The organism is Candidatus Njordibacter sp. Uisw_056 (assembly GCF_047730085.1).
GTDB lineage: Bacteria > Pseudomonadota > Gammaproteobacteria > Pseudomonadales > Balneatricaceae > Njordibacter.
Genome location: NZ_CP159830.1, coordinates 762,220 through 784,449 on the forward strand (window position 1 = coordinate 762,220; position 22,230 = coordinate 784,449).

Annotated in this window: 24 protein-coding genes; all 24 read left to right on the top strand. The window is 44.4% G+C overall.

From position 1 onward, the window contains the following. Nucleotides 1–68: 68 nt before the first annotated feature. The 24 genes from ABXT60_RS03770 to fliR all read left to right on the top strand — a co-directional run bounded on the left by ABXT60_RS03770 (nucleotide 69) and on the right by fliR (nucleotide 22,229). Nucleotides 69–893, top strand: coding sequence for a flagellar basal body rod protein FlgF (locus ABXT60_RS03770; RefSeq protein WP_443631426.1), 825 nt, complete (start codon nucleotides 69–71; stop codon nucleotides 891–893). A 20-nt stretch (nucleotides 894–913) separates the two neighbouring features. Further along, on the top strand, nucleotides 914–1,699 hold the full coding sequence (gene flgG, locus ABXT60_RS03775; protein ID WP_443631427.1) for a flagellar basal-body rod protein FlgG: 786 nt from the start codon (nucleotides 914–916) through the stop codon (nucleotides 1,697–1,699). A gap of 55 nt (nucleotides 1,700–1,754) precedes the next feature. Then, a complete protein-coding gene (locus ABXT60_RS03780) occupies nucleotides 1,755–2,438 on the top strand; it encodes a flagellar basal body L-ring protein FlgH (protein ID WP_443631428.1) in 684 nt (227 codons plus the stop codon). Between the two features lie 202 nt (nucleotides 2,439–2,640). Then, nucleotides 2,641–3,816 (top strand): flagellin N-terminal helical domain-containing protein, encoded by a 1,176-nt coding sequence (locus tag ABXT60_RS03785; protein ID WP_443631429.1) that lies wholly within the window; start codon nucleotides 2,641–2,643, stop codon nucleotides 3,814–3,816. A gap of 65 nt (nucleotides 3,817–3,881) precedes the next feature. Next, entirely contained in the window at nucleotides 3,882–4,223 is a 342-nt protein-coding gene (locus tag ABXT60_RS03790) for a flagellar protein FlaG (RefSeq protein WP_443631430.1), read from the top strand. Nucleotides 4,224–4,471: 248 nt separating this feature from the next. Beyond that, nucleotides 4,472–5,647, top strand: a complete 1,176-nt coding sequence (locus tag ABXT60_RS03795; protein WP_443631431.1) for a flagellin N-terminal helical domain-containing protein — start codon at nucleotides 4,472–4,474, stop codon at nucleotides 5,645–5,647. A 72-nt stretch (nucleotides 5,648–5,719) separates the two neighbouring features. Beyond that, the gene (gene fliD / locus ABXT60_RS03800) at nucleotides 5,720–7,105 is read left to right on the top strand and encodes a flagellar filament capping protein FliD (RefSeq protein WP_443631432.1); all 1,386 of its coding nucleotides are present in this window, start codon (nucleotides 5,720–5,722) and stop codon (nucleotides 7,103–7,105) included. A 91-nt stretch (nucleotides 7,106–7,196) separates the two neighbouring features. After that, nucleotides 7,197–7,604 carry a flagellar export chaperone FliS gene (gene fliS / locus ABXT60_RS03805; RefSeq protein ID WP_443631433.1) on the top strand — a complete coding sequence of 136 codons (408 nt, stop codon included), beginning with the start codon at nucleotides 7,197–7,199 and terminating at the stop codon, nucleotides 7,602–7,604. Between the two features lie 124 nt (nucleotides 7,605–7,728). Next, nucleotides 7,729–8,805, top strand: a complete 1,077-nt coding sequence (locus ABXT60_RS03810; protein ID WP_443631434.1) for a sigma-54 interaction domain-containing protein — start codon at nucleotides 7,729–7,731, stop codon at nucleotides 8,803–8,805. A gap of 171 nt (nucleotides 8,806–8,976) precedes the next feature. Then, complete coding sequence (locus ABXT60_RS03815; RefSeq protein ID WP_443631435.1) at nucleotides 8,977–10,434, top strand: sigma 54-interacting transcriptional regulator; 1,458 nt, start codon at nucleotides 8,977–8,979, stop codon at nucleotides 10,432–10,434. A gap of 12 nt (nucleotides 10,435–10,446) precedes the next feature. Beyond that, nucleotides 10,447–10,782, top strand: coding sequence for a flagellar hook-basal body complex protein FliE (fliE, locus tag ABXT60_RS03820; protein WP_443631436.1), 336 nt, complete (start codon nucleotides 10,447–10,449; stop codon nucleotides 10,780–10,782). 49 nt (nucleotides 10,783–10,831) lie between these two features. Then, the gene (gene fliF / locus ABXT60_RS03825; protein WP_443631437.1) at nucleotides 10,832–12,598 is read left to right on the top strand and encodes a flagellar basal-body MS-ring/collar protein FliF; all 1,767 of its coding nucleotides are present in this window, start codon (nucleotides 10,832–10,834) and stop codon (nucleotides 12,596–12,598) included. Between the two features lie 48 nt (nucleotides 12,599–12,646). Then, the gene (gene fliG / locus ABXT60_RS03830; protein ID WP_443631438.1) at nucleotides 12,647–13,708 is read left to right on the top strand and encodes a flagellar motor switch protein FliG; all 1,062 of its coding nucleotides are present in this window, start codon (nucleotides 12,647–12,649) and stop codon (nucleotides 13,706–13,708) included. After that, the gene (locus ABXT60_RS03835; RefSeq protein ID WP_443631439.1) at nucleotides 13,701–14,762 is read left to right on the top strand and encodes a FliH/SctL family protein; all 1,062 of its coding nucleotides are present in this window, start codon (nucleotides 13,701–13,703) and stop codon (nucleotides 14,760–14,762) included. Before fliG ends, ABXT60_RS03835 begins: the two co-directional genes overlap by 8 nt. Continuing rightward, nucleotides 14,755–16,125, top strand: a complete 1,371-nt coding sequence (locus ABXT60_RS03840; RefSeq protein WP_443631440.1) for a FliI/YscN family ATPase — start codon at nucleotides 14,755–14,757, stop codon at nucleotides 16,123–16,125. The genes ABXT60_RS03835 and ABXT60_RS03840 overlap by 8 nt, the downstream gene beginning before the upstream one ends. 44 nt (nucleotides 16,126–16,169) lie before the next feature. Beyond that, the gene (locus ABXT60_RS03845; RefSeq protein ID WP_443631441.1) at nucleotides 16,170–16,613 is read left to right on the top strand and encodes a hypothetical protein; all 444 of its coding nucleotides are present in this window, start codon (nucleotides 16,170–16,172) and stop codon (nucleotides 16,611–16,613) included. A 106-nt stretch (nucleotides 16,614–16,719) separates the two neighbouring features. Beyond that, the gene (locus ABXT60_RS03850) at nucleotides 16,720–18,060 is read left to right on the top strand and encodes a flagellar hook-length control protein FliK (RefSeq protein ID WP_443631442.1); all 1,341 of its coding nucleotides are present in this window, start codon (nucleotides 16,720–16,722) and stop codon (nucleotides 18,058–18,060) included. 61 nt (nucleotides 18,061–18,121) lie between these two features. Further along, nucleotides 18,122–18,661, top strand: a complete 540-nt coding sequence (locus ABXT60_RS03855; protein ID WP_443631443.1) for a flagellar basal body-associated FliL family protein — start codon at nucleotides 18,122–18,124, stop codon at nucleotides 18,659–18,661. Nucleotides 18,662–18,679: 18 nt separating this feature from the next. Next, the gene (gene fliM, locus ABXT60_RS03860) at nucleotides 18,680–19,669 is read left to right on the top strand and encodes a flagellar motor switch protein FliM (protein ID WP_443631444.1); all 990 of its coding nucleotides are present in this window, start codon (nucleotides 18,680–18,682) and stop codon (nucleotides 19,667–19,669) included. A 42-nt stretch (nucleotides 19,670–19,711) separates the two neighbouring features. After that, complete coding sequence (fliN, locus tag ABXT60_RS03865) at nucleotides 19,712–20,017, top strand: flagellar motor switch protein FliN (RefSeq protein ID WP_443631445.1); 306 nt, start codon at nucleotides 19,712–19,714, stop codon at nucleotides 20,015–20,017. A gap of 7 nt (nucleotides 20,018–20,024) precedes the next feature. Continuing rightward, complete coding sequence (gene fliO / locus ABXT60_RS03870) at nucleotides 20,025–20,408, top strand: flagellar biosynthetic protein FliO (protein ID WP_443631446.1); 384 nt, start codon at nucleotides 20,025–20,027, stop codon at nucleotides 20,406–20,408. Nucleotides 20,409–20,410: 2 nt separating this feature from the next. Continuing rightward, the gene (gene fliP / locus ABXT60_RS03875) at nucleotides 20,411–21,169 is read left to right on the top strand and encodes a flagellar type III secretion system pore protein FliP (protein ID WP_443631447.1); all 759 of its coding nucleotides are present in this window, start codon (nucleotides 20,411–20,413) and stop codon (nucleotides 21,167–21,169) included. 11 nt (nucleotides 21,170–21,180) lie between these two features. Then, nucleotides 21,181–21,453 carry a flagellar biosynthesis protein FliQ gene (fliQ, locus tag ABXT60_RS03880; RefSeq protein ID WP_443631448.1) on the top strand — a complete coding sequence of 91 codons (273 nt, stop codon included), beginning with the start codon at nucleotides 21,181–21,183 and terminating at the stop codon, nucleotides 21,451–21,453. Nucleotides 21,454–21,455: 2 nt separating this feature from the next. Beyond that, nucleotides 21,456–22,229: a flagellar biosynthetic protein FliR gene (gene fliR / locus ABXT60_RS03885; protein ID WP_443631449.1), complete on the top strand. Its 774-nt coding sequence runs from the start codon at nucleotides 21,456–21,458 to the stop codon at nucleotides 22,227–22,229. Nucleotide 22,230: the final 1 nt, after the last annotated feature.

Consider the following 22,230-nt stretch of genomic DNA (forward strand, 5'->3'; position numbering starts at 1 on the left):
TATGCATGCAATCATTTGCTAAAAAAACTGCGGCAAAGATTTGCCAACTATTTTTTTTATAATAAAAAATGGTTATAAAACAATTAGTTGATTTTTTTGGCACGGTCTGTGCTTATGTGGTGGTAGAAAGCAACAATGCCAGAGATGAAAATATGGATAAGTTAATATTCACCGTGCTTAACAGTATGAAAAACACCCAGGCCAGGCAAACCAACAATGCTCACGAAATAGCTAACGTGGTAACGCCTGGTTTTAAGAAGTCCTATAACGAGGAAGCCAGATCCCTGGATATTTATGTTCCTGGCACGCATAACTCGCGGGCAGTGGCTGAGTTAACAAGGAGCAACGCAGTGGATATGAGCCCTGGAACCATGATGGTGAGCGGCCGGGATTTAGACATTTACGTTAACGATTTAGGGGCCATCGCTGTGCAAGGGCCTGAAGGTCAGGATCTTTACACTCGGCGGGGTGACTTGTCTGTTTCTGCGGATGGTGCATTAGTGACCGGCAGTGGGAGTTTAGTGTTAGGCGATAATGGCCCAATTACTGTGCCTCAAGGAAGCCATATATCGATCACCAGCAATGGCACGGTCACTATGGTCCCTTCAGGCACTAGCCAAGAAGTGGCAGTGGGGCGTATTAAACTAGTGGATACAAAAGGCCAAAACCTGATCATTCGTGAAGACGGTTTATACCAAGCACCAAGCGGTGAACTGCCGGCAAGTGCTGAGGTAAAAGTGACGCCTAGAGCGTTAGAAGGCAGTAACGTTAATGTAGTAGATTCTATGGTGAGAATGATTGCCTTGTCTAGAGAATACGAAATGACGGTGAATATGATTAAACATGCTCGTGAAATAGATGAAGCCTCTGCGTCTACGATGCGCTTAAACTAATAAATAAATAGGAGATTTTTATGGATTCCTCATTATGGGTTGCTAAAACAGGTTTAGATGCACAACAGCGTCGGATGAGTGTTGTTGCCAACAACCTAGCTAACGTAAATACCACTGGTTTTAAGCGAGATCGGGCGGTATTTGAAGACCTACTCTATCAAACCATCAGCCAGCCTGGGGCACAGGTAGACCAAAACTCAAACTCGCCTACAGGCCTGCTTGTGGGAACGGGCACACGGGTTGTCGCTACGGAAAAAATCCATAGCCAAGGCAACATGATACAAACTGATAACGCCCTTGATGTGGCCATTAATGGTGATGGTTTTTTGCAGACGTTACGTGCCGATGGCTCTATTGGTTATACCCGAGATGGTTCTTTTAAGCTAAACAATATAGGCCAGCTAGTGACTGCTAATGGCAACTTATTGCAGCCAACAATTACCATTCCAAATAATTCACGTTCAATCACCATTGGTAAAGACGGTACGGTGAGTGTGCAAACAGCTGGGCAGCCGGCTGCTCAAATAGTGGGAAATATTCAAATAGCCAGCTTCATTAATCCAGCTGGCCTGCAGGCCATGGGCGGTAACAATTATAAAGAAACCTCTGCTAGTGGCGCTGCACAAGTGATGACGCCCACCCAAAATGGAGCGGGTTCACTCGTTCAGGGTTCTTTGGAAGCGTCAAACGTAAACGTGGTGGAATCTATGGTGAACATGATTGAAACTCAGCGCGCTTATGAAGTGAACTCTAAAGCCATTGCGGCAGCAGATGGCATGTTGCGCTTTATCAACAATAACCTTTAAAGACGTGTTATCCCTTCGCGTTACTAAATCACATCATTCCACAGAGGTGAACTACATGGCCAAGTTAATGTTAAAGCGTAAACAGGTACCAAAACTGGGGTTGTTTATACTTCTATGTTTATTGCTTAGTGCTTGTGCTAGTGCGCCCATGCCAGTTAAAACAAGTGATTTCTCACCCGTGCTGCCACCAGCACTTATTGCAAAAACGGTCGCCGATGGCTCTATTTTTTCTGGTGGTATTAATGATGGGTTATTTGGTGACAGAAAGGCTTATCGCGTCGGTGACATTATCACCATTATCTTACGTGAAAAAACCATGTCTCAAAAAAGTGCAAGTAACGTCACGTCTCGGGTGTCAAATAATAATGCGTTGCCCCTTTTAATGCCAGGAGATTTAGCCGTGGCTTCCGCATTGGCAGCCACCAATATAGACAATACAGGCAATGGCAGTACCTCACAATCTAATACATTAGGTGGTGATATTTCAGCCACTGTTGTAAGAGCGTTAAGCAATGGCAATTTGATTATTCGGGGAGAAAAAATGATTACCCTAAATGACGGCAATGAGTATATTCAAATTTCAGGCATGATTCGCTCAGAAGATGTGCAACCAGACAATACCGTATTATCTAAGCGTATTGCTAACGCAGAAATTAGTTACAGTGGTGATGGCGATTACGTAGATGCCACCAAGGCGGGCTGGGGTACTAAGTTGGCCTATAAAATATGGCCCTTTTAATGATTAGAACCTAAAAAGCCCCATTATTTAGGTGTAAAAACACGTTAAGTATGTAAAAAATAATTCATAAAGATGCTCAAGTTTGATCTACACCGGCCGATAGTTATTCCAAAGGCTATTCTAACCCAGCCTTATTCGAGCCTTCTCTAGGTCGAATGTGCAAAGAAATAGGGTCGGTTTATTTACTTTAGGAGTACTTAGTATGGGTATGGTAATTGGAACAAACGTAGCGTCTTTAACAGCTCAGCGCCATTTGGAATCCTCACGTGGTGACATGGAAACGGCTATGGAGCGCTTGGCGTCTGGTCAACGGATTAACTCAGCTGTGGATGATGCTGCTGGCATGGTCATTGCCAATAAAATAGAAGTGAAAGTGATGAGCCTTAATCAAGGCATAAGAAACGCCAATGATGGTATGTCGATGGTACAGGTCGCTGAAGGCGGTATGGAAGAAATCGGTAATATTCTTGGTCGTATGAAGGAGCTTGCTGTGCAGGCGTCTAATGGCACTTATGACACCGAAAGTTTAACCACGATGAATAACGAATATAAAGCTCTTTCGACCGAAATTACGCGCATAGCGGCGAGTACAGAATTCAATGGAGTGAGCGTTCTTAACTCAACGAACACTCCAAAAATTCAGGTTGGTGATAAAAGTACCGACACCATAGATCTGTCTTTTCAAAAGATGAGGGCTGAGGACATTGGTGGCACAGGAGCAACCGTTATCGCTAACTTCGGAAAATCAGTAACTGCTGGAGCTGCTGCCGCTCCTGCCGCTGACCCTGCTACCCTTGCTACTCAGCAGAGCCACGTCTATAGTACTGCTACGATTAGTACCGGTAATTCTATTCAAATAACTGTGGCAGGCGATACATATGCTCAAGCGTTTGAAACCAGCGATGCCAACACAATGACAAAATTGGTTGAGCAAATTAATGCCGGTGGAGACGCAGATGCTTCAGTTACATCAAATGCGCTTACAATAAATAGTAAAGACACCGGCTTGGGAGCGGACGTGGCGTCAGGCCCCCTTACCACTTTCCTCACTGAGGATGAAAATACCCGGTTACATCTTTCAAAGATTGAAACTTCTGGGGATGCACGTTTAGCGTTGGACAAAATTGATACGGCGTTGAAGCAAGTGGACAACTACCGTGCAACGCTTGGTTCAGTCTCTAAAACGCTTGATCATACAGTCTCTAACTTGATGAATCGGGTGGAAAGTCAGTCTGCTGCGCTGTCTCGTATTAAAGATGCAGACTATGCGGTTGAATCAGCAAACCTTGCTAAAGCGCAAGTGCTTCAGCAAGCAGGCACTGCAATGCTAGCCCAGGCTAATGCTTCTGGCCAAAGCGTGTTATCGCTATTGAAGTGATAACATGAGTCTGGCTGAAACGTCAGCCAGACTCTATTAATTAAGTTATAATATAGGAGCGCATTATGGCAGTTGAAACGCTTTCTGTGAATGCTCAGGCATTACCAAGCATAGCTAATAGCAGTGTGAACCCAAGCCTACCAGAGCTAAGAGAGCTGAACGCTAATGGTGAAATGGCTATCACACCCAATAACATGATTACTAAATTAGCCGAACTAAATAGCGCTATGGCCATGCAAAAACAAGCTATTGTATTTAGTACTGACCCACAAACAGGCATAGATGTGGTCACCATTACTGATAAAAATACAGGCGACATTATTAGGCAAATGCCCAGTACCGAAGTGCTAACAGCCATGGAGAATATTGATCTAATGGTTGGGGTGATATTTAATCAAAAGGCCTAGCCCACGTATCAAGTCGCGTGGTATGAGTAAACAGCATCTTTATAAGGTGCTGTTTTTTTTTACTTTAAACTTACCCAGTAACTCTAAAAATAAAATTGGCACGATTTATGCTTGTTAGAAACTAGTTAGGGAATTTCTTACACAGCGGCAATGAATTGCCACCATAATGTAGCTAAGAGATGTCCTTTGTATTGGCAACTAGTTGCCATAGTTAGATCATTTTTTTATTACTTTTAGGAGTATTTAGTATGGGTATGGTAATTGGAACAAACGTGGCGTCTTTGCAAGCTCAGCGCCATTTGGAATCCTCACGTGGTGACATGGAAACGGCTATGGAGCGCTTGGCGTCTGGTCAACGGATTAACTCAGCTGCGGATGATGCTGCTGGCATGGCCATTGCCAATAAAATAGAAGTGAAAGTGATGAGCCTTAATCAAGGCATAAGAAACGCCAATGATGGTATGTCGATGGTACAGGTCGCTGAAGGCGGTATGGAAGAAATCGGTAATATTCTTGGTCGTATGAAGGAGCTTGCTGTGCAGGCGTCTAATGGCACTTATGAGTCCGGAAGTTTAACCACGATGAATAACGAATATACCGCTCTTAGGACCGAAATTACGCGCATAGCGCAGACAACAGAATTCAATGGAGTGAGCGTTCTTAACTCAACGGACACTCCAAAAATTCAGGTTGGTGATAAATTAACCGACACCATAGATCTGTCTTTTCAAAAGATGAGGGCTGAGGACATTGGTGGCACAGGAGCAACCGTTATCGCTAACTTCGGAAAATCAGTAACTGCTGGAGCTGCTGCCGCTCCTGCCGCTGACCCTGCTACCCTTGCTACTCAGCAGAGCCACGTCTATAGTACTGCTACGATTAGTACCGGTAATTCTATTCAAATAACTGTGGCAGGCGATACATATGCTCAAGCGTTTGAAACCAGCGATGCCAACACAATGACAAAATTGGTTGAGCAAATTAATGCCGGTGGAGACGCAGATGCTTCAGTTACATCAAATGCGCTTACAATAAATAGTAAAGACACCGGCTTGGGAGCGGACGTGGCGTCAGGCCCCCTTACCACTTTCCTCACTGAGGATGAAAATACCCGGTTACATCTTTCAAAGATTGAAACTTCTGGGGATGCACGTTTAGCGTTGGACAAAATTGATACGGCGTTGAAGCAAGTGGACAACTACCGTGCAACGCTTGGTTCAGTCTCTAAAACGCTTGATCATACAGTCTCTAACTTGATGAATCGGGTGGAAAGTCAGTCTGCTGCGCTGTCTCGTATTAAAGATGCAGACTATGCGGTTGAATCAGCAAACCTTGCTAAAGCGCAAGTGCTTCAGCAAGCAGGCACTGCAATGCTAGCCCAGGCTAATGCTTCTGGCGAAGGTGTGTTACAGCTTTTGAAGTAACAAAAGGTAGGGTGAAGTTAAGCCATTTTCTATAAAGCGGCCAAAAATGGCTGCAGTATTGAGGAGACCCATATGGAAACGGATTATTTACAAGCCTTGGGCGCTGGGGGTGGGTTTGACACGAAGCAAATTGTGACGGCCTTAGTGGCTGCAGAAAAAGCGGGTAAACAGTCCTCCATAGACCGGCGCACAGCAGATGTAGATACTAAACTATCGGGTATTGGGCAGCTTAAATCTGCCCTGCAAACCTTACAAACATCGTTTGCTAGGGTAGATGATAAAGCTGATTTTAACTTTTCATCGTTAACTAATTCTGCACCCGCTATGGTCTCGGCTAATTTCGATGCAACCAGTGCCTTGCCGGGTACCTACACGTTAACTGTTAGTCAATTGGCAAAGAATGACGTAATTATATCTTCTGAATATAGTGATATATCATCTAATCAGGCCACTGCATCGGTGACTATTCAAGTAGGCAGCGGTAGTGTAGAAACGGTCACCCTTGCCGCGGGTGCTACAACGTTAAATGACCTAGTGGACGGCATTAATGCCCTTACTGCAAACGTGTCTGCGCGCATAGTAGAAACCAGTGTGGGTGCATTTCGTGTTGTCGTTGAAGGCCCGCAAGGAACTAGTAATGCACTGACCATTAACGACACTGTGTTTGGTTTAGTAACCCCCAGCAATAAAATACAAACAGCGCAAAATGCCACAGTCACTGTTAATGGGTTGTTGGTGTCAAGCGCAAGCAACCAAATAAGCGGTGTGGTGCCTGGCCTTAAACTAAACCTAATGTCTGAAACGACTACCGACGTCGTTTTGTCGGTCAGTAGAGACACCAGCGCAGCCAAGGCGTCTATTAACGATTTAGTAGCGTCCTACAATGTGTTTGAAGGCATTATTAGGGGCCTCACTGCCAGTGGCACCCCTACAATGGAAGGCGGTGCGCTAAAGTCTGATGCCTCGGTGACTGCTATTAGAGAAAAAGTGCGTGGTTTTCTAACATCAGACAGCTCTACCCCGGGTGCTACTAAAATGGGTATGTCTGACATCGGTGTGTCGTTGCAGCGTAATGGCACCTTTAAAGTTAACGACACCGCTTTGTCTGCAGCACTGACCAGTGATTACACTGATATTACTAAAATGTTTAGCGCAGACACAAATAACCAAAGCAGTTATGACGGTGCAAGTCGTGGTATTGCGGGTGACATTGTTCATCAGATAACCAGTTATTTAGCGTTTGACGGCCTTATTAAAACTAGGGAGGGCAGTTACAGCAATGAAACAAAATATTTGTCAGTAGAGCAAAGTGACCTAGATAAAAAAATGGCAGCTATCCAGACGCGCTATACGCAGCAATTTAGCACCATGAGTAGGATTATGGACGAAATGAAGGCGACGCAAGACTACCTTGAATCAAGCCTGGGCAACCTGCCATTCACGTCTAAAAATGATTAATATAATTAACGGGTTAGGGCCCAATCTTGTTAAGTTTTTGCGCTGCGTGTCGATAAGTTAAGTATCTCAAACACAAACTAAAGAAGCACCTATGAACGCTAAGACAGCTTTGGCTCAATACGGACGTATTAAGAATGATACCCAATCAATGTATGCGTCACCTCATCAACTGATATTGATGTTATTTGACGGGGCCATTGAAGCTATGAGCATAACGATCGGCGCTATTCAGCAAAATAACATTTCACTGCGTAGCAAACAAAGCAGCCGTGCTATTTCTATTATCAACGGCATGCGGGATTGCTTAGATATAGAAGCCGGTAGTGAGTTGGCTAACAACTTAGATTCCTTGTACCTGTATATGGCTCAAGAGCTGTTTGTTGCGGGGTTAAAAAATGACACTGAAACCATCCGAAATATTCAAGCCATGTTAAGGGATATTCGAGAGTCTTGGGGGCAAATTCCTCTAGATAAGCACTATATCCGAGGTGTTAATTAACATTTATTTAGCATAGCGGGTAATTAGGCACTAACTATAAGTAGTTGAAAGTAATTCAGAATTTCACTTGCATTTGATCTGATACGTCGGTATTTTGACAATCCCAGCCATAAGAACCTTATTTATGTTAAATATCGATGCTTTATTGTTAGGCAACTCAGTGCCTATGCAGCAGGTTAAGCGACTGATTCAGCAGGTTGCCAAGTCTAACGCCTCTGTGCTTATTCTTGGTGAATCTGGCACAGGCAAAGAGCTTGTTGCTAAGGCTTTACACCAACAGTCTGACCGTTGTGAATACTCATACGTGCCTGTGAACTGTGGTGCAATCCCTGCAGAACTGCTTGAAAGTGAATTGTTTGGCCATGAGAAAGGTGCATTCTCTGGCGCCTCTAGTACTAAAAGAGGCCGCTTTGAACTTGCTGACAAGGGCACTTTACTGCTGGATGAAATTGGCGAAATGCCGTTAAACATGCAGGTGAAGTTGCTCCGTGTGCTTCAAGAGCAAGTGATTGATAGGGTAGGTAGTGAAAAACCACGTGCGATTAATGTTCGCATTGTTGCAGCTACCCATCAAAATTTATCTGCCAAAGTGGTTTCAGGTGGCTTTCGTGAAGACCTTTACTACCGGCTTAATGTGTTTCCTATTCAGGTGCCACCACTGCGAGATCGTGGTGAGGATATTCTATTGCTATGGGATTTCTTTGCCAAAAGCCTAAGTTTTGATCATGATTCACCGGTCACGCTATCAATGGATGCAGCACATGAACTTCTGCAGCGTGAATGGAAAGGCAATTGTCGAGAGCTGCGCAATTTAGTTGAACGCATGAGTATTTTGTACCCAGGCAAAAAAATCACCGTGCAACACCTTAAACCGAGTACGCCCAGATTGCTTTCAGAAATGATGGCAGAGGAGGCTCAAGCTGAATTAGTGTTACTTCCTCAAGCGGCCACCCCACCCAGTTTGTTTGCGCCCCTAGTGGTTGATAAACAGCTTACTAATACCCAGCAATTAGCCGATGGGTTGGTATCAGGCATCGACATCAGCCAAGGGTGTGACCTTAAGCAGCAACTCATTGCGGTAGAAACTCAGCTTATCCAAAAAGCACTTGATGCAACCTTAGGTAATGTCAGTAAAGCTGCAGATTTATTGTGTGTCAGGCGTACGACATTGATCGAAAAAATTAAGAAATACCAGTTGTAAGACCCTCATTAATATTGACGTAATACCGTCTATTTTTCAATACCAGCCTCGCGTTACCAATAAAAAACTATAAAAAACAATTAGTTAAACCATTTCTATCTTTATGGCATTAAAATTGCATTTAAGCTTGTGTAGAGTTTTACGCCCTTGGGCAAACCACAAGTGGATTCAATGATGGCCAATACCAACGCAACAGTTGCAATACTAGATAGCCAAGACACAGGCCTAGATATGCTCGCCGAAATGGCCAGTAGTGCTGGCATGGCGGTGCTGCCAGCACACGATTTGAATGAGCTAAGGGTTTTTTTGAGCCGCAGTCAGATTGAGTTACTGGTGATTAACGCTACCAATTTGCAAGTACCTCTAGCGGCTGTATTCAAACAATTAGCAGAGTCCCTCCATCGTGCTGATGTATTGGTATTAGTAGATTCGAGCGACGTGCATACTGCCGTAACAGCGATGGCCCTGGGCGCTAAAAACGTGTTAACACTGCCTATTGAGCCCGGTCATTTTAAGCGTTATTTACGCCATTTGTTAGCGCGCAAACCGGATGGTTTTATTTGCCGGGACATTCGTAGCCAACAGCTTTTAGCGCTGTCAGAACGGGTTGCAAAAACTGACGTTACCGTACTTATCGGTGGTGAGTCGGGTGCTGGAAAAGAAGTATTAGCCAAACATATTCACCAAGCATCACCTAGGTCTGAAGGTGAGTTTGTGGCTGTTAACTGCGCATCGATCCCAGAGACGATGTTAGAAGATATGCTTTTTGGCCATGAAAAAGGTTCCTTTACCGGCGCTCATCAGCGCTATTTGGGTTTATTTGAGCAGGCTCAAGGCGGCACTTTATTTTTAGACGAAGTGGGTGAGCTGCCATTCTCTTTGCAGGCCAAGTTATTGCGAGTGGTGCAAGAAAAAGAACTTAAACGTTTGGGCGGCACCGAGGTTATTAAATTAGATACTCGTATTATTGCTGCGACCAACCGCAACTTGCAAAAAGAAGTTCTAGAAAAACGATTTAGAGAAGACCTCTATTACCGCCTCAACGTATTCCCCCTTAAGTTATTACCGCTTCGAGATCGGGCCCAAGATATTTTGCCAATTGCTCAATTTTTATTACAGCGTTATCGCGGCAGCATGGGGGCTGCCGCGGTTAATGCTCAGTTTGATTCGGCCGCTTTGGGGTTTTTGCAGTCTTATTCTTGGCCTGGTAATGTGCGCGAGCTAGAAAACGTAGTTCAGCGCGCCTTGGTGCTGGCAGTAGGTGGGGCAATAGGGCTAGAGCATTTGTTGGTCGATGGAGGCCTAGATGACTTTATGGAACAAATGCCAAGTGTTGGGTTGGTGAAAAATATCAATTCATTGCCTACGGTCGTTGAACCACCGATGCCACAAGAACTGTGCCAGGCTTACCAAGCAACGGGCACGGATGGTGGCTATGTTGGGCCAGATTCGCAACATCGCGGTTTGTCTGAAGTCGCACGTGACAGTGAACAAAAAATGATTGTAACAACGTTAGGCCGCCTTAATGGCAGCCGCAAAGAGGCTGCTCTTGAATTGGGTATTAGCCCGCGAACTTTACGTTATAGGCTAGCTAAGATGAAAGATCTTGGCATCGCCATACCTGGTTAGAGACTAAAAAACATGACAATAAATAGCACGAACGCAATGCAGGGTATGATTAACCAGATGCGCATCATGGCCAGCCAATCTCAGGCTCAGTTACCCAGTAGTGGTGGCGTAAACCAAGCTGAAGGGGCTTCTAGTTTTGGTGATGCACTCTCTTCTAGCCTTAAGTCTGTCAATGAAACTCAAATGACAGCAAAGCATATGGCCGAAGCTTATGACCGTGGAGCAGATATTCCTTTAGCAGACGTTATGTTGAGTATGCAAAAATCGTCTATGGCTTATCAAGCCACGCTGCAGGTGAGAAACAAAGTGCTGTCTGCTTATCAAGACATTATGAAAATGCCGGTTTAGGCTCCCTTACACACAAAAAAATGATTCCGAAAAGGTTTAGGATTACCCCATGGCAGAGACGACAATGACTCAAACTGCATTACCACAAGGTGAAGTTAGCCCCCAGCAATCTGTGCCCCAAGGTATGTGGGCGGAGTTTTTGGCACAACCAGCTGTGCGACGTACCTTACCATTAGCGGTTACGGTATTTGCTTTGTTAGTCATGGTAATGGTGTATATGGCATTAAATAAAGCCAGTTATCGGCCATTATTTCCTGGTATGAGTGGCGTAGATCAGGCTGCTGCTTTTGAAAGCCTGCAAAAATCTGGCATGCCAGTAGAAATTGATGCTGCAACTGGCTCTGTGAGTGTGCCTAATGACATGTATCATCAGGCTAAAATGGTGCTAGCTAGCCAAGGTATTCCCGCAACGTCGACAGACGGATTTGCCATGATCCGCGACCAGCAATCCATGGGAACTAGTCAGTTTATTGAACAAAAGCGCTATCAATTAGCCATTGAAGAGGAATTAGCACATTCAATTAGCAGTATTCAAGCGGTGCAGGCAGCCAGAGTGCATCTAGCAGTGCCTAAGCAGTCTGTGTTTGTGCGTAACCGTGTTGAACCCACAGCATCGGTGATTTTAACGCTGTCTCAAGGGCGCCGTTTATCCGATGCGCAGGCGCAGGCTGTGGTGCATATGGTGGCCTCCAGTGTGCCCTATTTAGAAGCTAGAAATGTCTCTGTAGTGGATCAATTTGGTAATTTATTGGCAAATGATGAAGACTCAAGTGGTTTGGGCATGAGTGATAAGCAGTTAAGTTACCGTAATAAGCTAGAAAAAATGTACCAACAGCGTATTCAATCATTGTTAACCCCCTTGGTCGGTGTCAATAAGTTGCGGGCAGAAGTGAATGCCGACATGGACTTTACGGTGCAGGAAATAACCCAAGAAAACTTTAACCCTGACACGATAGCCATACGCAGTGAACAGCTCTCTCAAGGTGGAAGTCAAAAGGTTGGTGTCTCAGGGCTGGGTGTGCCTGGAAGTTTATCTAACGAACGGCCAGCAGACCCAGTAATGAAAGAAAACCAAAACCAAAACCAAAACCAGCCAATGCTAGTGACTCAAAGCGGTTTAAATGTTGCTGGGCCTTCAGGAGACCTGAACCGTACGCGTAATTACGAAATTGATCGCACTATCCAGCATACTAAGCTTGCTGCTGGAGAGTTAAAGCGTTTAAGCATATCCGTAGTCATTGATGAACCCTTCACCATAAACGATCAAGGTGAACAGGAACGTCAGCCAATAACAGAAGATCAGATTCAGCGCTTGGAAAATTTGGTTAAAACTGCAGTGGGTTTTGACACCTTGCGAGGAGACAATGTTACGGTACTGGGAATGGCTTTTCAGGTGGAAGAGCAAGTTCCAGCAGCGCCAATATGGGAGCAAGTTTGGTTGCAAAATTTGGTGGGTAAAATTTTATTAGCACTACTGGCTTTAGTGTTTATCTTACTCGTTCTTAGGCCGGCAATTAAAAACCTAGTAGGGACTAAAGCAGTGGGTGAACTGGCTGCCTCAACCGCTGTTGTTGCCAGTTCAGGGCGGGGCAAAGGCTTGAGTACTCTACAAAAGACCGAAGAGCCTGAAGAAGAAGAAGGTATAGAGTTGATTAAAGCCAAATTGCAGAACTCTGCCAAATCTGCTGTATCTCCAGAAATGTTGGATATGGCCAATAGTTATGACGATAAAGCAGCGCTAATGAGAATGTTAGTTAAAGAAGATTCGAAGCGTGTGGCTGGGGTTATTTTAAATTGGGTTAAAGCAGAGGCGTGAGTTTAGACCCAATCATTGGAATAGATATTTTAGAATCGAGAAAGCAATATGCCGGCTGAAGAAAACACACCAACAGCACCTAAAGAACCCACTATTAGCGTAGCAGACAGCAGCGAGTTTAAGGCTTTAAACAATGCCCAAAAAACAGCCATTTTCATGATGGTTCTGGGGGAGGAAGAGGCTGCAGATGTGATTGCACACATGCCACCACGTGAGGTTCAACAATTAGGAGCGGCGATGGTGTCTGTGAGTAACGTTTCACAAACTACTGTAGATATGGTGCTGGATGAATTTGTTGTGATTATGAAACAACAAACCAACTTGTCTATGGGTACCAGTGATTATGTCCAACGGGTGCTTACAAAAGCCTTAGGTGATGGCAAGGCATCTAGTGTGCTTAATCGTATCATTCCATCTCGGGCAGGCCGTGGGTTAGATATGCTTAATTGGATGGATGCTCGGTCTATTGCTGAGATGATTCGGAGTGAGCACCCACAAATAATTGCTATCACTGTATCCCTTTTAGAGCATGAGTTAGCTGCCGATGTATTGCGTCATTTTCCAAAAGAATTACGCCCAGACGTTATTATGCGAATAGCCAACTTAGAAATCATCCAACCAGAAGCGCTAGAAGAGCTTGAGGTTATTATGAAGAAGCAATTCGCCGACAACTCTGCACTAAAATCTACGGATGTAGGCGGAGTCACCCGAGCGGCTAAAATTATGAACTTTGCCAAGGCTGAAATGGAAAGCCAGATCATGAATAGCCTTATGGATGCGGATGAAGCCCTCACAGGCCGTATAAAAGATAATATGTTTATCTTTGCTAACCTACAAAGCTTGGATGCGCGCAGCCTTCAAACCCTTATTCGTAATATAGAAACAGAAAAGCTGATGATCGCTTTGAAAGGGACAGATGACGCTGTTAAAAATGCGTTTGTGGAGAACATGTCCGCCCGGGGTGGAGAACTCTTCTTAGACGATATGGAAGCTAGCGGCCCAGTGCGCATTAGTGACGTGGAAGAAGCCCAAAAAGAGATTCTTCTTATCGCGCGACGGTTGTCAGATGCTGGAGAAGTGATGTTAGGCAATGGAGCTGATTTTGTCTGACAAGGTAGTTAAACACGCACTTGCTGGTAATTACCAAACCTGGACGGCACCCATAGCCGATGATGGTGCTTGTTTTAAACCTTTTATTTCTGTTCTGTCGGACACTAAAGCTGAATCAAAAGTTGATTTTTATCCGGATAAAATGGCTATTGTGAGGCAAACTCAGGTAAAAAATGAAGATTGGCAGGCCTTTAGTATCCCCCAAAATGAGGATGATGTTGCTGTTGCTGTTGCTGCTGAAGAGAGTAGTGTGAATAAGGACCATAAGGATCAAGGTACTACTGATAAACTTGTAGCTGATGCAGGTGGAGCTAATGAAGATGGAACTGATGAAGATGGAGCTGATGAAGTTATGGCGTCACCAGAGATTAGCACCAGCCAAACGCAAGCTCATGAAGCCAGTTATCAGCAAGGTTATGACCAAGGCTTTACTTTGGGGCAGTCTGAAGGTGAAGTTAAAGGCATTGAAGCGGGGCAACAACAGGTTCAGGCTTTAGACGAACAACGTAACCAAGATATAAAAAAGGCTGTAAGCCATCTAAATCAGGTGGCCGACACATTGTCTGATGAGTTGCTGCAACCCATGCAAACGTTGGCTGTGCACTTAGCTAAGGAACTCGTGCGCGGGGAGCTAAGTTTATCCTCAAGTACTATTGAACGTTTAATTATGCTGAGCATGCAACAGCTTCAAACCACTCGGTCTGTGGTTCAAGTTCAAGTGAGTTCGCTGGATTTTGAGCGTTTGCAGCACCACCATGGGTTACCAGATCAGGTGGTATTAAAGCCAAGCGATGATATTTCTTTGGGAAGTATTAAAATAGAGCATGCGGGGAGTTGGGTAGAAGACCTAATAGAAGACCGGTTAGCGCAGATATCCCAACAAGTGTTTGGCTTTGTAGATGATCATTTTATTGACCCCATGCAAATGATTGAGCCAGCGCAAAATCCAGAGCCTCAGTTGCAAGACCCTCACAGCCCTGTGGCGCAGTCCTTAAACGAACAGCAACAGGCCCAAGCCCCTGAACAGCAAAAAAAAGCCGCTGAAGATGACTAGTTTATCTGATAAGTTAGTTCAAAGCCTTGGGCAAGTGAAGCTTCAGCAAGCGCAACCACACGGGAAATTGACGCGTGTGCTTGGGTTAACTTTGGAGGCCAGCGGCGTTAATGCACCGATAGGGTCCTATTGCGACATTATAAGCCCTGACGGTGCCATACTAATGGCAGAAGTGGTTGGTTTTGGCGACGGGAAGCTGTTGTTAATGCCCTTTGGAAGGCTGCAGGGGATTGCCGCAGGGTTTAAAGTTAAACCTCAATTAAAGTCACAAAACACCCCCATGAGCCGGTCTATGCTAGGCCGGGTGTTAGATGGCATGGGCCAGCCACTAGATGGTGGTCCAGCCATCTTGGCTGAAGAATACCGTAGTATTCTTGGCCAATCTATTAACCCGTTGAAGCGCCGGCCTATTGACCAAGCTTTAGATGTTGGTGTGCGAAGTATTAATGCTCTTCTCACTGTGGGCTGTGGCCAAAGATTAGGTTTGATGGCAGGGTCAGGTGTGGGTAAAAGTGTGCTTATGGGCATGATGACACGCTTTACTCAAGCCGAAGTTATTATCATAGGCCTGATAGGCGAGCGTGGGCGAGAAGTTCAAGAGTTTGTGCTTGATTCCTTGGGCGAAGAGGGGCTGGCACGTTCCGTGGTTGTAGCAGCCCCTGGCGATACGTCTCCAGTAACGCGGTTGCATGCAGCCAGGCTAGCCACCACCATTGCAGAATTTTTTAGAGATCAAGGTAAATCTGTTCTGCTACTGATGGATTCTATTTCCCGTGTGGCTCAAGCACAGCGTGAAATTGGATTGGCGATTGGTGAACCGCCCACCAGCAAAGGTTATCCACCCTCCGTGTTTACTTTAATTCCAAATCTTATGGAGCGCGCAGGTAATGGGCACGAAGATAGCCAAGGGTCTATTACGGCTTTTTATACAGTCTTGGCAGAAGGGGATGATCAACTAGACCCTGTAGTAGATGCTGCTCGATCTGTATTAGACGGGCATATTGTTCTGAGCCGAGAGCTAGCAGGCACTGGTCATTACCCCGCTATCGATATTAATCAGTCTATTAGTCGGTTGGCTCCTGCACTTCAAAGCCTAAGTCAAAAAAATGAAGGTAAACAGTTACGGCAGTGGTTGAGTAGCTACGCTGATAATAAAGATTTAATTACTGTGGGTGCTTACCAGGCTGGAAAAAATATCCTTCTAGACCACGCTTTAGATAAAAAGTTAGATATGGATCGATTCTTGCAACAAGGAATGCATGACTCATGTGATATGGCCACAAGCTTGGATCATTTACAGCTCCTTGCCCAGCCACCAAAGCATGAATTCCAAAAAACGGAAACCCTGCAGGCCCTGCCTTAACGACATGTTAATGCCGAGTCGACAACTAAAAGTGGACTAGCACTATGGCTATCAGCAAAATGGATCGATTTACCAGCTTGGGTAAAATACAACATCAACAATACCAACTCGCTCTCAAAAGAGAGCAGCAAGTTAGGCAAAGTATTGACACTATTGACGCTTCAGTACTGAAAGTACGTCAATATCAACAAGACTATCAACACGACTTGGTCAGCCTGCAGCAAGGTGCCAGTAGTACTGAAAAGTTGGTACGAACCCGTCAGTTTTTACAGCAATTAATGCAAATGGAAGTGGATCAATTGGCGCAGCGTCAAGGGTTACAGGACAAACTGCAGCAAGCCCAGGCCCAAACGCTACTAAAATTGCAAAAGTCTCGAATGAGCGAAATGCTGACAGAACAAGCAAAAATAGCAAAATCAGCTGCAATAAACGCGCTAGATGCTAAGCAAATGGATGCTGTCGCTACACAAATATATACTCGTCGTTAACTTAGTTGTATTGGAGTGATTCTTGCATAGAGTTATGTCAAGAAGATAAAGAATAGCTGATGATGTCTATTCTGACGATTAACTGACACTAGTTAGACTGGTTATTATGGTTCAAATAGATACGCTAAATTTACTAAAAGTGGCTAATAAAGCGGGGTCAGGGATTAACTCAGCCCCTAAGTCTTCTGCTACCCAAGGCGTGTTTGATCAGGTTTTGAGTGATCAAGTGAGCACTGGTCATGTGAAAGAATTAGGTGGCAATGGCCAGTCAAGTGGCAATAATTTGCCGACTGATGCCATCTCTATGCGACAACAGGCGCAGTCTTCTCAACAATTACTGGCCACGCTTTCATTACAGCAGCACTCGCAAATAGATGACCTGAGCTTTATTACTCAATTACAACCCCTGGTAGACATGGCTCAGAGCTCCATTGCGGTTGCTCCGACTCACTATACGAACAACAAGATGAATTTTTCTGACCAACAGTTGCAGGGGTTAGCTGTTCAGTTGGGCATAGACCCAGCTGTAGCAAAGTTAGTTATCCGGGGCACAGAATCAGGAGCGCTCACTGATGCAGATGTCCTTATGGTGCGTGGCCAGCAAATGGCCACACAGTCATTTTTGCAACAGCGTGAAGCACGTGCTGTTAACCAAATGGCTGATAAGAAAATGGCGTTAGCGAATACCCTTAATATTATGCTCACTAAGGCCCAGGCATCCGGAGTGCCGACGAGCCAGTTAAACGCAGCTTCAGCGGCTGCTTCTAATGCTGCCGCAACATTAACAGGGATTACCCTTACGCCCCTATTAGTCCAAAAATTAGATCAGTTTACAGGCGTCTCTTTAGCAGCCAGTAGCACTGCAAATTTTTTGGAAGCGCCGGCTCTAGTTAGTTACACAGGGGCTAACTTTAAGGCGGCAGCATCATTGACTCACGGTCCATCTAGCCTGGGTGCAGCAACCAGTTCAGACGCCTCTGGCATGGACTTAAGTCAGCGCTTTACCAGCCTTATGCAAGGTGATGGACCAGCTCAAGCGGCGGCCCGCCTAGTGCAAGACCAATTGGGCCAGCAGCTACAACGGATGGTTAAAGAAGGCCGCTGGCAGGCAAACTTATCTCTTAACCCAGCACGCTTGGGACAGGTGAGTATTAATTTAATAATGGAAGATGGGGTGTTACAAACGCAACTTCTTAGCGGTAATGCTGGAGTACGTGAATTACTTGAATCAAGCTTGCCCCGACTTAGAGAACAACTTGAAACCAGTGGCTTACAATTAGCTGGTGTATCTGTAGGTCACGATGGCCAAGGCCAGCAACAAACCCATGGTGAGAAGCCAGATTGGCAATTGAGCGAAACATTGAGAAATACCCCTACAGAAGAAATACCAAGCACAAGGTTGGGTAATAACAGTGGCCATGATGGTGATGTAGATACCTTTGCTTAGGTAGAAAAAATTGGATATGTCAAAAGTTTGAAATCTAAAAAATTAACAAGGAGTGCCACGCATGGCCAATGAAGAAGAAGTAGACGCAGATGATGAAAAAAAGAAAGGTGGTTTAGTTAAAATTTTGTTGTTGGCCTTAATCGGCATCTTGGTTATTACCATTAGTATAGGTGGGACGTTATTTTTAACGGGTTTTTTTGATGAAAGGCCGGTGCAATTCGACGAAAATGGTAACGTGATTGCGCTAGAAGTTGAAGACGAAAACGTTGAGAACGAAGCTGATATTAGCCAGATATATAGTGAAATGGAGCGCAAGTTTACGGTTAATTTAACGGGTAGTAGGCAGTTTTTTCAGTTTAGTGTGGGTTTTATGACAAACAATGACCCAGATACTGTCACTAACGTATACATCCATGAGCTTGCAATTCGCTCGGCGATTATTTTGGAAGTGTCAACGTATTCCAAAGATCAGTTAGCAACTGCCGCTGATAAGCAAAAAGTTGCTGACATGATTAAAGTCCGTATGAACCAAGTGTTAATCGATACTGAAAACACTGCTGGTATTGAAGAAGTATTCTTTACTGAGTTTTTAATTCAGTAAACTAGGAGTTTGGGTAGTATGAGTGACAAAGAACTACTCTCAGAAGAAGAGATTCTTGCTTTAGTTAAAAGGGATAAAAGCAATGAGAGCGAAGCCTATAACTTAGACGTTGTAGCCGAAAACTATGACATTGCCGGCGAAGATAGCCCCTTGGCATCGCACTTAGGGGCTCTGAACATGATCAGTGAGCGGTTCGGGCGCTTGTTTCGTGTTAGCTTAAAAACATTGCTACGTTACCAGCCTAAAGTTGAATCGCAAACCGTTGTTGCAGAGCAGTTTTCCTCCTATATGTCAGGGCTTAAAGCGCCCATTTCGTTAAATGTTGTCAAAATGACCCCTCTACGTGGGTCAGTGTTAGTTATTATTGATCCACCATTGGTCTTTAACTCACTGGATGGTTTTTTTGGTGGTTCTGGTTCTCAACCAAGTGAACCAGGCATTCGGGATTTCACACCTACAGAGCTCCGTGTGGTCGAAAGGATTCTAGACTCCGTGCTTGAAGACATGAGGACTGCTTGGGAGCCCGTTTTTCCGGTATCTTTTAAATTTCTTAACTCAGAAGTTAATCCGCAATTTGTTAGCATTGTGGACGATAATGACTTGGTTATTATCAAAAAAATAACCATTACCATGACCCATGGTGTTGTTGGAACGTTACAAATAGTCTACCCCTTTGCATCCATGAAACCTATCCGTGAACAGTTGCGTAATCAGGTGGTTGGTCACAGTGATATTGCTGCTGAGCGAGTTTGGAATAACGCCCTAAAGCTCGCTATAGAAGACGTTTATTTAGATATAAAATCTGATCTTGCTAACCCTAAAGTTAGCCTGTTAGAGCTGAAAAACCTACAAGTAGGTGACGTTATTCCAATTAAAATGCCAGAAACTGTTGAGGTTAAATCTCAAGGTATTTCCCTGTTTAGTGGTATATACGGAAGCGCTAATAACCATGCCTCAGTGAAGATTATGAGTAAAGAAGTGATAGATAATTATGAACAAGAGGGTTGAGGCTATGCTGTCTCTAACACTAGAACAACAAAGGAAATTCCTGTGAGCGAAGAAGAGTTAACCCCAGTAGCCTTGTCCACTTTTGAGGACGAATTAGATCTAGATATATTACAAGATATACCCATTGTGTTGTCTGCAGAAGTGGGTAGGTGCTCACTAAAAATTAAAGATTTATTACGTCTAAGTAAGGGGAGTGTGGTTGAGTTTGATCGCTTAGCTGGGGAATCTATTGATGTGTGTGTGAATGACGTGGTGATTGCCAAAGGTGAAGTGGTTGTGGTGAATGAGCATTATGGCATACGCCTGACCCAAGTACTTGACGCCGCTAATCGTATTCGCAAAATTTAAGGTTTTTATGTTAGGTGATACCCAATTATTGTTGCAGTCTATTGGTAGCTTATTACTAGTATTAGTTATTTTGCTGACCATGGTGTTTGCTGCGCGATGGTTTATGCAGCGACGACCTCAAGGGGGCCGCAGACTGCGGTTTTTAGAAGCCATGGCGTTAGGTAGCCGAGATAAATTACTCCTTGTAGAAATTGATGGTAAGTGCCTTCTTTTAGGTGTTACTGCGCACAATATTCGGTTGTTGACAGAGCTAGATGCTCAAGACTTGCCACCTGCTCCAGTAGGCCAAAAAGAGACTTCTGCAGTTGCTGCGCAGCCAGGGCTATCGAAACAGTTTTCTCAACTACTAGGCCGGTATGCTCGTGTTGAACAAAATAAGGACACGCTATGAGAATGGCACGTGCAATAAGTTGGCTGCCATTAGTAAGTATGATGTTATTAATGGCTAATGCACCTGTGGCCGGTGCCGCTGATAACTTTTTAACAGGTGTGGTTGTTGAAACCAATGCAGACGGTCAGCAAGAATATAGCCTAACACTGCAAATTTTAGCCTTGATGTCGTTATTAACGATGCTGCCAGCGCTATTATTGATGATGACGTCGTTTGCCCGCATTATTATTGTTTTGTCGATATTGCGTCAGGCTATAGGTACTAACCAAACCCCACCTAACCAAGTTTTGTTGGGCTTGGCGTTATTTTTGACACTGTTTATTATGGCCCCTGTATTTACCCAAATAAATGATCAAGCGATTCAACCTTACCTCAATGACCAAGCTGATTTCACACAGGCTTTTGAAGTTGCTCAGCAGCCCTTAAGAGCGTTTATGCTGAAACAAACTCGTGAATCTGATATTGAGCTTTTTGCTCAAATCTCAGGCGAGCAAGAACTTGATGGTCCAGAAAGTGTGCCTATGCAATTGTTGATACCGGCGTTCTTAACCAGTGAATTAAAAACTGCATTTCAGATTGGGTTTTTACTGTTTGTACCGTTTGTGGTGATCGACCTAGTAGTTGCGAGTGTGCTGATGTCTATGGGTATGATGATGTTATCGCCAATGATGATTTCATTACCGTTTAAAATTATGATGTTTGTTCTGATAGACGGCTGGGCTTTAGTATTAGGTACCTTAGCGGGTAGTTTTTATACCTGACATGGAGGGTAATGATGAACCAAGGTACGGTATTAGATATTGGCCGAGAGGCGTTGTTGGTTACTGCAACTATTGCAGGCCCTATGTTGTTAGTGGCACTAGTAGTCGGCTTGCTTATTGGTATTGTGCAAGCAGCAACATCGATTAACGAAATGACCTTAAGCTTCATTCCTAAGCTGGTAGCCCTAGTGTTAGTGTTGTATCTGTTTGGATCATGGCAGATTACAGTGCTGACTGACTTTGCATCACGTTTGATTGAACGTATTCCTGGAATTATTGGTTAGTTATGTTTGCTGTTTGGGATGATGTACTTGTGTTGCTCTACACTTTTCTGTGGCCCATGACACGCATAAGCGCGTGCCTTATTGCTACGCCTATATTTTCATCTATGAGTGTAAACACAAGGTTGCGTGTAAGCTTGGCCATGGTGCTTACTATTCTTATCTATCCATTACATGATTGGCCTATCGTAGATGTTCTATCGGGTGCAGGCCTTGTGTTGTTTTTAGAGCAGGTCGTCATTGGTGTCATGATGGGGCTGATATTGCAAATTGTATTTGCTGCAGTGAGCGCTGCTGGTGAGTTTATTTCGTTATCTATGGGTTTGGGCTTTGCCATGATGGTAGATCCCAATAGTGGTGTGCAAACCCCTGTTATATCTCAGTTTTTAGTCGTTCTAGCCACCTTAGTTTTTGTCTCTATTGGTGGGCACCTCATTCTTTTAGAGCTATTGCTGGATAGTTTTCGCTTGTGGCCCATTGGCGAGCCTCAATTAGAAATGGCAATGGTATGGGATCTATTGCAGTGGTCTGCATTACTGTTTACTGGTGCAGCTATGATTGCGCTGCCAGCAATGGTTGTTTTATTGCTTACCAACAGTGCCATGGGTGTAGTTTCTAGGGCTGCACCTAGCTTAAATGTATTTGCTGTTGGTTTCCCTCTAACCTTATTAATGGGTATCGTAGTTTTGATCGTTTTGTTACCCAGTTTTATGGGTAATGTCCAAAACCTGTGGTTTGAAGCGTTTCAGCAAATACGGCTGTTATTGGGTGTGGCTTAGT

Excerpts from the sequence above, each read along its gene's own strand:
- ABXT60_RS03770 (WP_443631426.1), top strand. The coding sequence starts at position 69 with ATGGTTATAAAACAATTAGTTGATTTTTTTGGCACGGTCTGTGCTTAT.
- flgG (WP_443631427.1), top strand. The coding sequence starts at position 914 with ATGGATTCCTCATTATGGGTTGCTAAAACAGGTTTAGATGCACAACAG.
- ABXT60_RS03780 (WP_443631428.1), top strand. The coding sequence starts at position 1,755 with ATGGCCAAGTTAATGTTAAAGCGTAAACAGGTACCAAAACTGGGGTTG.
- ABXT60_RS03785 (WP_443631429.1), top strand. The coding sequence starts at position 2,641 with ATGGGTATGGTAATTGGAACAAACGTAGCGTCTTTAACAGCTCAGCGC.
- ABXT60_RS03790 (WP_443631430.1), top strand. The coding sequence starts at position 3,882 with ATGGCAGTTGAAACGCTTTCTGTGAATGCTCAGGCATTACCAAGCATA.
- ABXT60_RS03795 (WP_443631431.1), top strand. The coding sequence starts at position 4,472 with ATGGGTATGGTAATTGGAACAAACGTGGCGTCTTTGCAAGCTCAGCGC.
- fliD (WP_443631432.1), top strand. The coding sequence starts at position 5,720 with ATGGAAACGGATTATTTACAAGCCTTGGGCGCTGGGGGTGGGTTTGAC.
- fliS (WP_443631433.1), top strand. The coding sequence starts at position 7,197 with ATGAACGCTAAGACAGCTTTGGCTCAATACGGACGTATTAAGAATGAT.
- ABXT60_RS03810 (WP_443631434.1), top strand. The coding sequence starts at position 7,729 with ATGTTAAATATCGATGCTTTATTGTTAGGCAACTCAGTGCCTATGCAG.
- ABXT60_RS03815 (WP_443631435.1), top strand. The coding sequence starts at position 8,977 with ATGATGGCCAATACCAACGCAACAGTTGCAATACTAGATAGCCAAGAC.
- fliE (WP_443631436.1), top strand. The coding sequence starts at position 10,447 with ATGACAATAAATAGCACGAACGCAATGCAGGGTATGATTAACCAGATG.
- fliF (WP_443631437.1), top strand. The coding sequence starts at position 10,832 with ATGGCAGAGACGACAATGACTCAAACTGCATTACCACAAGGTGAAGTT.
- fliG (WP_443631438.1), top strand. The coding sequence starts at position 12,647 with ATGCCGGCTGAAGAAAACACACCAACAGCACCTAAAGAACCCACTATT.
- ABXT60_RS03840 (WP_443631440.1), top strand. The coding sequence starts at position 14,755 with ATGACTAGTTTATCTGATAAGTTAGTTCAAAGCCTTGGGCAAGTGAAG.
- ABXT60_RS03845 (WP_443631441.1), top strand. The coding sequence starts at position 16,170 with ATGGCTATCAGCAAAATGGATCGATTTACCAGCTTGGGTAAAATACAA.
- ABXT60_RS03850 (WP_443631442.1), top strand. The coding sequence starts at position 16,720 with ATGGTTCAAATAGATACGCTAAATTTACTAAAAGTGGCTAATAAAGCG.
- ABXT60_RS03855 (WP_443631443.1), top strand. The coding sequence starts at position 18,122 with ATGGCCAATGAAGAAGAAGTAGACGCAGATGATGAAAAAAAGAAAGGT.
- fliM (WP_443631444.1), top strand. The coding sequence starts at position 18,680 with ATGAGTGACAAAGAACTACTCTCAGAAGAAGAGATTCTTGCTTTAGTT.
- fliO (WP_443631446.1), top strand. The coding sequence starts at position 20,025 with ATGTTAGGTGATACCCAATTATTGTTGCAGTCTATTGGTAGCTTATTA.
- fliP (WP_443631447.1), top strand. The coding sequence starts at position 20,411 with ATGGCACGTGCAATAAGTTGGCTGCCATTAGTAAGTATGATGTTATTA.
- fliQ (WP_443631448.1), top strand. The coding sequence starts at position 21,181 with ATGATGAACCAAGGTACGGTATTAGATATTGGCCGAGAGGCGTTGTTG.
- fliR (WP_443631449.1), top strand. The coding sequence starts at position 21,456 with ATGTTTGCTGTTTGGGATGATGTACTTGTGTTGCTCTACACTTTTCTG.